Annotated in this window: 11 protein-coding genes; 8 read left to right on the top strand and 3 right to left on the bottom strand. The window is 70.2% G+C overall.

Annotation, left to right across the window (positions count from 1 at the left end; translation table 11 throughout):
- Position 1: 1 nt before the first annotated feature.
- Positions 2–790 carry a helix-turn-helix domain-containing protein gene (locus ACQPZQ_RS28575; protein ID WP_433285767.1) on the bottom strand — a complete coding sequence of 263 codons (789 nt, stop codon included), beginning with the start codon at positions 788–790 and terminating at the stop codon, positions 2–4.
- 196 nt (positions 791–986) lie between these two features.
- Between ACQPZQ_RS28575 and ACQPZQ_RS28570 the strand changes: the two genes are divergently transcribed.
- On the top strand, positions 987–2,063 hold the full coding sequence (locus ACQPZQ_RS28570; protein ID WP_433285765.1) for an SDR family oxidoreductase: 1,077 nt from the start codon (positions 987–989) through the stop codon (positions 2,061–2,063).
- Positions 2,064–2,468: 405 nt separating this feature from the next.
- On the opposite strand, the gene ACQPZQ_RS28565 is transcribed toward ACQPZQ_RS28570, so the two are convergent.
- Entirely contained in the window at positions 2,469–5,141 is a 2,673-nt protein-coding gene (locus ACQPZQ_RS28565) for an ATP-binding protein (protein ID WP_433285763.1), read from the bottom strand.
- 92 nt (positions 5,142–5,233) lie between these two features.
- Complete coding sequence (locus tag ACQPZQ_RS28560) at positions 5,234–6,202, bottom strand: alpha/beta fold hydrolase (RefSeq protein WP_433285761.1); 969 nt, start codon at positions 6,200–6,202, stop codon at positions 5,234–5,236.
- Between the two features lie 167 nt (positions 6,203–6,369).
- On the opposite strand from ACQPZQ_RS28560, the gene ACQPZQ_RS28555 reads away from it, so the two are divergent.
- The 7 genes from ACQPZQ_RS28555 (at position 6,370) to phnH (ending at position 11,799) form a co-directional block, all read left to right on the top strand.
- Positions 6,370–6,843, top strand: a complete 474-nt coding sequence (locus ACQPZQ_RS28555; protein ID WP_433285759.1) for a GNAT family N-acetyltransferase — start codon at positions 6,370–6,372, stop codon at positions 6,841–6,843.
- A 76-nt stretch (positions 6,844–6,919) separates the two neighbouring features.
- On the top strand, positions 6,920–7,669 hold the full coding sequence (locus ACQPZQ_RS28550; RefSeq protein ID WP_433285757.1) for a GntR family transcriptional regulator: 750 nt from the start codon (positions 6,920–6,922) through the stop codon (positions 7,667–7,669).
- 128 nt (positions 7,670–7,797) lie between these two features.
- Positions 7,798–8,787, top strand: a complete 990-nt coding sequence (locus ACQPZQ_RS28545) for a phosphate/phosphite/phosphonate ABC transporter substrate-binding protein (RefSeq protein ID WP_433285755.1) — start codon at positions 7,798–7,800, stop codon at positions 8,785–8,787.
- Positions 8,788–8,873: 86 nt separating this feature from the next.
- Entirely contained in the window at positions 8,874–9,710 is an 837-nt protein-coding gene (gene phnC / locus ACQPZQ_RS28540) for a phosphonate ABC transporter ATP-binding protein (protein ID WP_433285753.1), read from the top strand.
- Positions 9,707–10,525, top strand: a complete 819-nt coding sequence (gene phnE, locus ACQPZQ_RS28535; protein WP_433285751.1) for a phosphonate ABC transporter, permease protein PhnE — start codon at positions 9,707–9,709, stop codon at positions 10,523–10,525. The genes phnC and phnE overlap by 4 nt, the downstream gene beginning before the upstream one ends.
- The gene (locus tag ACQPZQ_RS28530; RefSeq protein ID WP_433285749.1) at positions 10,522–10,977 is read left to right on the top strand and encodes a phosphonate C-P lyase system protein PhnG; all 456 of its coding nucleotides are present in this window, start codon (positions 10,522–10,524) and stop codon (positions 10,975–10,977) included. The genes phnE and ACQPZQ_RS28530 overlap by 4 nt, the downstream gene beginning before the upstream one ends.
- Positions 10,978–11,136: 159 nt before the next feature.
- Positions 11,137–11,799 (top strand): phosphonate C-P lyase system protein PhnH, encoded by a 663-nt coding sequence (phnH, locus tag ACQPZQ_RS28525; protein WP_433285747.1) that lies wholly within the window; start codon positions 11,137–11,139, stop codon positions 11,797–11,799.

Below are 11,799 nucleotides of genomic sequence, written 5' to 3'. Positions count from 1 at the left end.
CTCAGTAGCCGGTGTGGTTGCGGCCGTGGACGAACCAGATCGCTTCGACGGGGACCTCGCCGTTGTTGGTGAGACGGTGGGGCGTGGAGGAGTCGAAGGAGATGGCGTCGCCGGGGCCGATGCGATAGGCCTCGAACCCGAGGGAGACGTCGAGCGTGCCGCTGATGATGTAGCCGTACTCGATGCCCGAGTGGCGGGTGAGGTGCTCGCCGTGCACAGAGCTGCCGCCGACCTCGTAGCGCACGAACAGAAAGTCCACGTCCGACTCGTGTGCGGTGGACAGCTGGTCCCAGGCCACTCCGGAGTCGAGCACCAGTTGCCGGCGGTCGCCGGGTTGCACGACCGGGCCTGTCGCGCGCTGCGTCGGTTCATCCAGTTCGGCGAGGGCGCTACGGAAGTTGTGGGTGGGGTGGCCTGCCCCTGTGGTGTCGGTGCGGTTGCGGGGCCGGGCCGCCTCACCTGCTCCGACGTTGCTGAAGAGCTCGTCGATCGAGAGGTCGAGCGCGCTGCAGATCGCGTACAGCGTGTCGACCGACGGGCGGGACTTTCCGTTCTCGATCTGCGAGACGAGCGAGGCCGACACTCCGAGATCACGTGCGAACTGGCGCAGGGTCAGTCCGGCGGCCAGCCGTTGTGCGCGCAGCCGCTCGCCCACGCCGATGATGTCGCTCCGCCCGATGATGTCGCTCCGCCCGGTGGGTGTGGTCGCACGTGACGCTCCCCGGGCGCCGGTCGAGCGCCGCCGACGCGGTGCGCCCGAGTCCTCCGGGGAGCCGCTCGTCGCTGTCACGGATGCACCTCTGCTCGCTTTCGGGGCATTTGGGGGTGGTGTGGATCGCGCGTTCAGCATATGTGAACAGTGATCTGCGTGACAGTGGCCTGCATGAAACACCTCACTCGGCCGCGGAATGCCGCATCTGTTCAGTAATGCTTGACGCGGTGCTGGGGGGCCTCCGGATCAACGTACGGGAAGGTGGAGACGCAACGTGATCGACGACAGACGTGCGCTCGTAGTCGGAGTCACGGGGATCTCGGGTAACAACACCGCCCGGCAGTTGCTCGCCGAGGGGTGGGAGGTGCACGGGCTTTCCCGCAGCGGAACCGTGCCGGAATCGGCGATTCACCCGGTGGCCGCGGATCTGCTGGACGCCGCCGCCACGCAGCGGGCGATGGCCGAGGTGCGACCCACGCACGTCTTCTACTGCACGTGGCAGCGGCGGCCGACCGAAGCGGAGAACTGCGAGGTGAACGCCGCCATGATGACCAATCTGCTCGACCCCCTCATCCCGTCGGGTGATCTGGAGCACGTCGCACTGGTCACCGGCCTCAAGCACTACCTCGGCCCGTTCGAGGCGTATGCGCAGACGCCGATGGAGACCCCGTTCCGCGAGGAACTGCCGCGGCTGCCCAACCTGAACTTCTACTACGCCCAGGAGGACGTCCTGTTCGACGCCGCCGAACGCGGCGGCTTCACCTGGTCCGTGCACCGGCCCCACACCCTGATCGGCTGGGCGCTGGGCAATGCGATGAACATGGGCGTGACCCTGGCCGTCTACGGGGCCTTGAGCCGGGAGACCGGCGAGCCCTTCGTCTTCCCCGGCTCGCCGGAGCAGTTCAACGGGGTCACCGACGTGACCGACGCCCGGCTGCTGGCCAAGCAGCTGGTGTGGGCCGCGAGCACACCTGAGGCCTGGAACCAGGCGTTCAACACCGTGAACGGTGACGTGTTCCGCTGGCGGCAGCTGTGGCCGGTGGTGGCCGGGGGCCTGGGCGTGCCTGCGGCGCCGTACCCGGGGCACGCCCAGCCGCTGGCCGAGCGGTTCGCCGACGCGGCCCAGGTGTGGGATCGCATCGTCGCGAAGCACGATCTGGTGCCCACCAAGCTGGAGGAGCTCGCGTCCTGGTGGCACACCGACGGCGACCTGGGCCGCCCGACCGAGACCTTCGCGGACATGAGCAAGAGCAGGGCGTTCGGCTTCACCGCCGCCCAGGACACCCGCCGGTCCTTCCTCGACCTCTTCGAGCGGCTGCGCGCGAACCGGATCATCCCGCCGCTTGGCTGAGCCGGCTGCGGTGGTCAGAGGGTATGGAAGCGCCCGGTCCGCAGATCATGAAGCACGTCGACCGAACCCGCTTGCGCGAATGCTCGTAGGTGAGAACCGCCGACGTCCCGCCGCCAATGGCGGACGTCACCCGGGAGCCGGACATCGGTCGTGGAACGGGCGTCCCTGCTGTGATCCGGGCAGGTGCGCCGCCCACTGCGCGCCGTCGACGTGGCGGCGACCGCGACCGATCGGCGATGCAGGTCACACGGGTGCGGGGAGGGGCCGCTGTCGTGCCAGTGAAGCCGCCAGGGTGGCGTACCGGTACGAGACCTGCCCTTGCCGCGGCACCGTGTGTCGCAGGGCCGCGGTCGACGCGGCGGTCACACCTCGACGACGCTCCCCGGCGCCGAGTGGTGATGAGGCTCAGCGGAGGAGTTGCTTGCGGGAGGTGATCTGAAGCTTGCTGAAGATCCTTCTCAGGTGCCACTCGACCGTGCGGGGGCTGAGGAACAGCCGGGCTCCCACCTCCGAGTTCGACAGTCCCTCCCGGACGAGCCGCACGATCTGCGCCTCCTGCGCGGTCATCTCGCCGCTGGTCTCGGCGGTGCGGCTGCTGAGGCGCTGACCGGTGGCCTGCAACTCGCGGGACGCCCGCTCCACGAACGCCTCCATCCCCATCGCGGTGAACATCTCGTGCGCGGTGCCGAGCTGCTCACGTGCGTCGTGGCGGCGACGCTCGCGGCGTAACCACTCGCCGTAGAGCAGGTGGGTGCGGGCGAGCTCACCCCGAACGCGGGTGCGCCCGAGCCGGTCGATCGCCTCAGCGTAAAGACGCTCGGCCGTCTCGTCCTCGCTCACCAGCGCTCGCGAGCGGGCCTCGACTCCCAGCGCCCACTCGGTGCCGCTGGCGCGGGTCGCCTCCGAGAGCCGCGTGAGCGCCGCGGTGGCGCGCTCGCGCATCCCGCTACGGGCGGCCGCTTCGACGAGCTCGACCAGTACCCCCGGCGGTGCCAGGTCCGTCCCCGCCGGTTGGTCGCCGGCCTGCTCGGCCGCTGTCAGCGCGTCCTGCGACCGCCCGAGGCTGTTTGCGAGCAAGGCCCTCGCCCACCCGGTGATACTCAGCCCGACTTCCTCGCCCCGCTGCTCCAGCTGCCTGGTGGCGGCGGTCATCACCTCCACGGCCTCGGCTTCCCGGCCCTGCCAGGCGGCGAGCAGCACGGCTCCGTAGGGCACGACGGGGTTTCCGGTCGCTTCGCTGATCACCTCCACCTCGTCGGTCAGCGATGCGGCAGCGCTCAGCTCTCCGAGGAAGGAATGCACGACGATCCGCAGGCTGAGGGCGAGGGGGAGCACGGTGAGCGCGCCGGCGTCTCGGGCCAGCCCGACGTATCGGGTGGCGAGGACCTCCCAGCTCTCGTCGTCCCACAGGTCCCGGGCGGTGACGCAGGCGAGCCACCCCCAACGCAGCCCCACCGCCCCCGAGAGGCCCGGGCCGCGGAGGGCTCGCAGCGCCTGCTTCAGCATCGGCGCGCCCGCCGCGTATCCGTCGGCGAACCGTGTTGCGGCGCCTTCCAGGAGAAGGTCCGTCGCATCCGGATGTCCAGGCGCTGGGGGAGCGGCGCGTGCTGCCTCCGCTGCTTCACCGACACACGTGCCTGCGAGCCACGCCGCGGACAAGGCGTCCAGATGGGTCTCGCGTGCCAGCCTCGCGTCGAGTGGCTCGAGTTGCTTCGCCGCGCTCAGCAGCAGCGGGGGAGCGTCGCGGCCGCGTCGCACGGCGAACGCGATCTGGGCACGCAGCTGATCCGCCAGGGCGTGCTGAAGCTTGTCCAGCGGGCCCGCCATCGCCAGTGACAGCAGGCGCCTCGCCGCGTCGGGGGCGCCCGCCTGGTGCTTGGCCTGCGCAGCGGCCAGCGCGCGTTCGGCCCGGCGCACCGGGTCCTCCGTCAGCTCGGCAGACCGCTCCAGGAAGGCAGCCGCCGCGGCCAGCCCCCCGCGGGCGCTCGCCCGGGCGGCCGAGCGCTCGAGCTCCGTCGCGACGTCGTCGTCGGGTTCGCTCGTCGCCTGTGCGGCGTGCCAAGCGCGGCGATCGGGGTCCGCGTCGGGGTCGGTGACCGCCGCCAGCACGTGGTGCGCATTCCGGCGCTCCTCCGGCGAGGCGGCCCGGTAGACCGCGGAGCGGACCAGTGGATGCCGGAACCGCACTTGTGCACCGATCTGCAGCAGTCCAGCCGTTGTAGCAGGCGTCATCGCCTCGACCCCGATCCCGAGCCGCTCGGCCGCCCTCCAGACCAGCATCGGCTCTCCCAGGGGCTCCGCCGCCGCAACCAGCAACAGCCTTCGCGTCTCGGTCGGGAGCATCGACAGCCGCTGCCGGTAGCTCTCCTCGATCCGACTCGTGAGGTCCTTCGCGTCCGGCAAACCGAACCCACCAGCCAGTTCCGCCGCCGTCAGCCCCCGGGGCAGCTCCAGCAGCGCCAGTGGGTTGCCCCGGGTCTCTGCGACGATCCGATCGAGCACCTCTTCGTCCACCCGCCCGGGCAGCGCCGCGCCCAGCAGCGCTCGTGCTTCATCATCGGGCAGACCAGCGACCGTCAGCTCCGGAAGGCCCGTCAGCTCGGGTGCCTCGTCGGGCTCGCGGACGCCGAAGACGATCGCCACCGACTCCGACCCCAGCCGGCGGGCGGCGAAACCCAGTGCCTGCGCTGACGCACGATCGAGCCATTGCCCGTCATCCACGACACAGACCAGCGGCCGCTCTCGTGCGGCCTCGGCGAACAGGCCCAGCACCGCGAGGCCGACGAGAAATCGATTCGGTGCTTCTCCGCCACTCAGCCCGACCGCCGTGCGCAGCGCATCACGCTGATGATCGGGCAAGCCGCCTGCCGACTCCAGAATCGGTGCGCACAACTGGTGCAAACCGGCGAACGCCAGCTCCATCTCCGACTGCACTCCAGCTGCGCGCAGCACCCGCATCCCCGACGCCCGCTCGACCATGTGGTCCAGCAACGCCGTCTTGCCCACGCCCGGCTCACCGCGCATCACCAGCGCGCCGCTGCCGCCCCGCCGGATGGCGTCGAGCAGCCGATCGAGCACCTCACTCTCACTGCAGCGGTCGCGTAACACCAGGCCACACCACCACCGGCGTCGGCCATCGTCGAGCCCTGCAGGGGAAATGTGGGGCTTGTCTACCGTGGGTACCGGCGTCGGTAGCGGCCCGTGCTCTCCCCGGTTCTCCCCGGTGACCGGAGCCTCCGGTCTGCACACCGCCGTCCGGCGGTATGACGCCCGACCGTGCGGCGCAGGAAGGAGCGGATCAGCTCGCTGATCTCGTCGCCGTGGGTCTCCAGAGCGAAGTGTCCGGCATCCAGGAGGTGCATCTCGGCGGCGGGGAGATCGCGCAGGTAGGCCTCCGCACCGGCGGCGCCGAAGATGTCGTCGTTCTTGCCCCACGTGATGAGCGTCGGTGGTCGGTGGGTGCGGAAGTACTCCTGGAAGCTGGGGTAGATCTCGAGGTTGAACTGGTAGTCCCAGAACAGCTCGAGCTGAATCTCCTTGTTTCCCGGCCGGTCCATGCCCGCTTGGGCCAACAGCCAGGTCTCGGGGGCGATCCGGTCCAGCCGGTCCGTGGGAACTCCGTGCGTGTACTGCCAGCGAGTGACGTCGAGCGTCAGCAGCTCCCGCACGAGCGGCTCGTTCGCGGCCCGGTCGGTGGCGTGAGCGAACAGGATCTCCCAGAACGGGGTGAAGCCATCGACGTAGGCGTTGCCGCTCTGCGTGATCAGGGCGGTGACCCTGTCGGGCTGGCGGCCGGCGATCCGCAGGCCGATCGGGGCGCCATAGTCGTGGATGTAGAGGCAGAACCGCGCTATGCCCAAGTGGTCGAGCAGGCGCTGCGTGATCTCGGTGAGTTTGTCGAAGCTGTACTCGAACTCGGTGACAGCCGGCATGGCCGAGCGGCCGAAGCCGACGTGGTCCGGTGCGATCAGGTGGTATTCGTCAGCCAGCGCCTCGATGAGATTGCGGAACATGTGCGAGCTGCTCGGGAAGCCGTGCAGCAGCACGAGTGTGGGCCGGTCGGGGTGGCCCGCCTCGCGGTAGAAGATCTCCAGTCCGTCTATCGTGGCGGTCCTGTAGCGGGTGCCGAATGTCGACATGGGTTCTCCCATTCGGGGGTCATGGGGGCCGATGGCCGCAACACCGTCTCGTCGTGAGGGCGTCCACGAACCAGTGGCGGACACTGGCAACGCCACGTGCGCAGCTCGCGGCGTGAGACCGTGTCCTGGAGAGCGGGGTTCCGCTGCCGGATACGGGAGGTCGCGGCATGACGACTTCAGGCGTGCACCTTCGGGAGATCACCGACGACAACCGCGACGCGGTCTGCGCGCTGCGGGTCCGACGCGACCAGGAGCAGTTCGTCGCCTCGGTCGCCACCTCGCTCGACGACGCCGCCGACGAGCCCGAGGAGAATCCCTGGTACCGGGCTGTGTACAGCGGCGACGAGCCGGTCGGCTTCGTCATGCTCTCGTGGAACGTTCCCGACGATCGTTCCGGGTTCGGGAAGTACTACCTGTGGCGGCTGCTCATCGACGAGCGCCACCAGGGGCGCGGGATCGGCTGGGAGGTGCTGACGCAGGTCGTCGACCTGGTTCGAGCCGACGGCGCCACCGAGCTGTACACCAGCTACGAGCCGGGCGAGGGCGAACCATGGCCCTTCTACCAGCGGTTCGGTTTCGTGCCCACGGGCGAGGTCGACGACGACGAGATCGTCCTGCGTCTCACGCTGTCCGCTCGGTGAGCCCGCCGGACGGTGGATCCGACGTCCGAGAAATGTGGCAGGGTTCGTTGACCTGAGTCATCTAGAGTTCCGCCGCGTGAGCGAGGACAGTTCCGCCGTAGAGGTAGGCCAGCCGCGATGGCACCAGGTGATGACGGAGCTCAGTTCGGCGATCGCCGCCGGCTCCTTCGCGCCCGGCGAACGGCTGCCGACGGAAGCCGAGCTCGCCGAGCGGTTCAAGGTGAACCGGCTGACGGTCCGCCAGGCGCTGGCCGAACTCGCGCGGGCGGGCACGATCAAGACGGTCCACGGGCGCGGCTCCTTCGTCGCCGAGCTCCCGTACCGCTTCCGGCTGCGCGCCACGACGCCGAGCATCGTCGCGCAGATGCGGGGCACCTCCACGGTGATCACGCAGGACCTGCTGCGGCACGCGGTGGTGCCGCGCTCTGACCTGCCCGATCCTCCCGCGCTGCCCGACGACGAGCTGTTGCGGCTGGACACGCTCATGTCGGTGGACGGCGAGGCGTGGTCGCGGGACACGACATGGCTCTCGGCGAAGCGGTTCGGGGGCGTGCCCGCCGTCTGGACGCCCCAGACGTCGCTCACCGGCCTCCTGCTGGGCGCCTACGGAATCGTGCTGCGCCGATCGTGGCGTCGCCACTCGGCCGAGCCGGCGAGCCCGCAGGACGCGGCTGCCCTCGGCGTGCCACTCGGCGCGCCTCTCCTGGTGCTGGTCGGCGCCAACACCGACCCCGCGGGTGTCCCGCTGAGCCAGGTGCATCGCCGCTCGCGGGGGGACCGCGTCGAGTACGTGGTCGACTTCGACGCGGAGGATCAAGACGTATAGATATCAGTTGGTCGGTTGGCGTCGTTCATGAAGGAGTGAGCTAGCAGTCATGGTGTCGACCTACCGTCCGGAAGCGATCGTCGGCCTCGGCGCGCACCCGCGTGCCCGGCGATCGCCCGGAGGACACCATGCGCCCACGATCGCGCAACCGCTCCCGACTCCTACTCGCTGTGGCCGCAGCCGCCGTGGTCGCCGTGCTCGCCGCGTGCGGTGGCACGGGTAGCTCCCCGGCTGCACCCGGCGCTCTTCCCGATCGCGCTCCGAACGCGAAGGACGTGGTCCCGGGCCAGTTCTACCGCCCGACCACCCTGCACATCGCCACCATCTCGGGTGCCGACGAAGAAGCCACCACGGCCCGCTACACGGCACTCGTCGACTACCTCGGCAAGAAGCTCGGGATGAAGACCGAGTTCGTCCAGACCACCGACTACAGCTCGGTGATCGAGGCCATGCGCGCCGGCCGCGTCGACATCGCCCTCTACGGCCCCTTCTCCTACGTCATCGCGGCCAGCGAGGCCAACGCCGTGCCGCTGGTGGCCGTGCCGAACCAGGACACGGGCGAGCTCGGCTACCACAGCCTGATCATCACGAACGTCAAGTCCGGGCTGAACACGCTGCAGGACCTCAAGGGCCACTCGATGGCCTTCGCCGACCCGGCCTCGACCTCGGGCTTCCTGTTCCCGAAGCTGATCCTCGCCAACGCGGGCATCACGGACCCCGACCACTACTTCTCGACGACCAGCTTCTCCGGTGGCCATGACGCGTCGCTGGTGGCCGTTGCGCACAACCAGGTCGACGCCGCGGGCGTCTGCGACAGCTGCATCGCCCGCTACTACCAACAGGGCCTCGCCGACCCGTCGCAGATCAAGGTGATCGCCACGTCGGACGAGATCCCGCCGAGCCCGGTTGCGGCGCGCGGCGACCTCGACCCGGCCCTGCGGCAGCAGATCATCGACCTCTACGTCGGCCTGCAGAAGGACGCCCCCGAGGTGATGATGCAGACCGAGGGTGAGAAGACGCCGCCCAAGTACCCCTACGCGCCGATCACGGACGACAAGTACCAGGTGATCCGTGACCTCGCGGACAAGCTGCACGTCGACCTCAAAGAACTGGGCTGAGAGATATATAGATGTCTCGCACCCCGTCGTCTCGTGTTTCCGTGAACGATCCCGCCACGACGTCTCCCGTACCTAGCGTCGTCGCCATGAACCAGGGAGGAACGCCCGTCAGTGTGCGGGCCCTCCGCAAGACCTACGGCACCACCAAGGCCCTCGACGATGTCGGCTTCGAGCTGCCCGGGGGTGAGTTCGTCGCGGTGCTCGGCCCGTCCGGTGCCGGCAAGACGACCCTCCTGCGCTCTCTGACCGGGATGGTGCGCCCCGAATCCGGCAGCATCTTCATCGGCGACCAGGAACTGACCGCGCTGCGCGGCTCCGCCCGCCGTGCCGCGCAGAACGAGATCGGAATGGTCTACCAGCAGTTCAACCTGGTCGGGCGGCTGCGGGTGATCACGAACGTCCTGCTGGGCAGGCTCCCGCAGTTGTCCGCGTCGGCCTGGCTGACCGGACGGTTCCCCGCCGACGCCGTCGAGACCGCCTATCGCTGCCTCGAGCGGGTGGACCTGCTCGACCGCGCTCACCAGCGCGCCGACACCCTCTCCGGTGGTCAGCAGCAGCGGGTCGCGCTTGCCAGGGCGATGTGCCAGGAACCGCGCCTGCTGCTCGCCGACGAGCCCGTGGCCAGCGTCGACCCCAAGCTGGCCGAGCGGATCCTGAGCTACCTGCGCGAGGTGAACAAGGAGCAGGGCATCACGACGCTCGTGAACCTGCACACCGTGGCCATGGCCTCGCGGTTCGCCGACCGGGTCATCGGGATCAACGCCGGACGTGTCGTCGTCGACGGCCCGGCGTCGCTCCTCGACGACCCCGCGACCTTGCAGCGGATCTACGCCGGCACGACCGACGAGGAGGAACTCGTCGTCGCGCTGCCGGACTGGATGGACGCCAAGAGGGCCAGGCCCGCCTTCGGGGGCGCGGTATGAGTGCGCCCCCCACCGTCTCGGCTGCGGTGGCCTCCCGCGCGCTGCCGCTCGCGCCCCGCCGCTTCACCGCGCTGCGCACCGTCGCCATCGTCTGCGGCGTGGCCGTGCTGGTCTGGGCCTTCACCGGCACCGGGTTCTCACCGGTCGAGCTGGCCGAGGGGTTGCCGAACCTCTTCGACCTGATCGGCCGGATGCTGCCGCCCGACATCACGATCTTCCCCAGCCTGATCGAGCCTGCGCTGGAGACCGTCCGGATGGCGATCGTCGGCACGGCGTGTGCCGCGGTCGTGTCGCTGCCGCTTGGATTTCTGGCGGCCCGGAACGTGACCCCACACCCCGCGGTGCGAGCAGTCATCCGGCCGATTCTGAATGCGCTCCGCACGATTCCCGAGCTGATCTTCGCCCTCCTCTTCGTGGCGGCTGTCGGGCTCGGTCCGTTCGCCGGCGTGATGGCGCTGATCCTGGGCAACCTCGGCTTCCTGGGCAAGATCTACTCCGAGACGCTCGAGAGCGTCGACCCCCGGCCGGTGGACGCGCTCTCCGGCCTGGGCGCCACCCGCGCGCAGACCGCCTGGTACGCGGTGGTCCCGCAAGCCGTGCCGATCATGGCCAGCTTCGTGATCTACCTGCTGGAGATCAACTTCCGCGCCGCGACGATTCTCGGCGTCGTCGGTGCCGGCGGAATCGGGTTCGAGTTGACGGCCGCGATCCGGCTGTTCCAGTACCAGAACATGGCGATGATCCTCATCACGATCGGGGTCTGCGTCGCCTTCTTCGACTTCATATCCGCCTATCTGAGGAAACGACTGCTGTGACGCCACCCCCAACCCTGATCGCGGAACCGCCGTCCACCGAGGAGCGCGCCTCACTCCTCGCCGACGCCGCACCCGCGGAGCTGGTCGCGCTCGCCGACCGCATCACCGCTGCGGCGGATGTCCGAGTGGAGGCCCAGCCGCAGGTCGGCATGGTTGTTCTGGAGGTCCGCGAGCCGGTCGCCGGCGAACGGTTCCACCTCACCGAAGTGCTGGTCACCGAGGCCCGCGTCACCGTCGACGGGGCCCCCGGCTGGTCGATGCGCACCGGCGACGACCGGCTCGCTGCACTCGCCGCCGCCGTCTGTGACGGTGCCGTCGAGGCCGGGCACGCCCTGGCGGACGACGTCGTGCGGCTGTGTGCCACCACCGCCGCTGCGCACGCCGCCGAGCAGGCCGCCGAACAGGCCAGGGTGGCGGCGACGGCGGTCACGTTCGAGGAGCTGGACCGATGAGCGAGCTTGCGAGCGAGTCATCGACACAGCGCCTGCGCGAAGCGCCGGCCGAGGGCAGCGAGGGCGAGCGATGAGCGAGCTTGCGAGCGAATCAGTGTCACAGCGCCTGCGCACGGTGACGTCTTCCGAAGCGCCGGCCGAGGGCAGCGAGGGCGAGCGATGAGCGCCCAGACTCCCACCGGCCGGCTGCGGGCCCTCGACCACACCGACTCGCAGGCCACGTTCCGTGTGCTGCTCGACGCGCTCTCCCGGCCCGGCACCGTGCACCGCCTCCCCGAGGGCGTCGTGGACGTCGACGTGCCCGCGGCCGTGCTCGTCCCGCTGGCGCTGGCCGACCTCGAAGTGGACCTCGCCGTGCTGGAGCCCGCCGGGCCCGACTGGGCCGCCGCGCTGCGCGAGGCCACGGGGGCCCGGCCGGCCGCACCCGAGCGTGCCGACCTCGTGCTGGCCCTGCGCCCGCCGCGCCCCGACGAGATCCGCGGCCTGCGTCGTGGTACCCCTGACCGGCCGGACCTCGCCTGCCGCCTGGTGCTGGCCTGCGACCGCATCGACACAGGCGCTGCCGACGGCACGGGCTCCGCTGCGCATCTCGACCTCAGCGGACCCGGCGTCGACGGCCACGCGGCGCTCGCCGTGTCCGGAGTGCCGCTGGAGACGCTCGAGGCGCTCGTCGCGGTCAACCGCAGGTTCCCGCTCGGCGTGGACACCTACGTCGTCGACACCGAGGGCCGGGTCGCGGGCCTTCCCCGCAGCACCGCCGTCCGGATCACCTCCGGTGCGGGCACATGGGCCGCTGCTCCAACCACAGCAGGGAGGGACTGA

The organism is Pseudonocardia sp. CA-142604 (genome assembly GCF_050948475.1).
GTDB classification, from domain to species: domain Bacteria; phylum Actinomycetota; class Actinomycetes; order Mycobacteriales; family Pseudonocardiaceae; genus Pseudonocardia; species Pseudonocardia alaniniphila.
The sequence above is the reverse complement of the archived record's forward strand: the minus strand, read 5'-3'. Positions and strand labels throughout refer to the sequence as shown.

Bases quoted from the DNA above. Each gene is read 5' to 3' on its own strand.
- ACQPZQ_RS28560 (WP_433285761.1), bottom strand. From the start codon at position 6,202: ATGTCGACATTCGGCACCCGCTACAGGACCGCCACGATAGACGGACTG.
- ACQPZQ_RS28555 (WP_433285759.1), top strand. From the start codon at position 6,370: ATGACGACTTCAGGCGTGCACCTTCGGGAGATCACCGACGACAACCGC.
- ACQPZQ_RS28545 (WP_433285755.1), top strand. From the start codon at position 7,798: ATGCGCCCACGATCGCGCAACCGCTCCCGACTCCTACTCGCTGTGGCC.
- phnC (WP_433285753.1), top strand. From the start codon at position 8,874: ATGAACCAGGGAGGAACGCCCGTCAGTGTGCGGGCCCTCCGCAAGACC.
- phnE (WP_433285751.1), top strand. From the start codon at position 9,707: ATGAGTGCGCCCCCCACCGTCTCGGCTGCGGTGGCCTCCCGCGCGCTG.
- phnH (WP_433285747.1), top strand. From the start codon at position 11,137: ATGAGCGCCCAGACTCCCACCGGCCGGCTGCGGGCCCTCGACCACACC.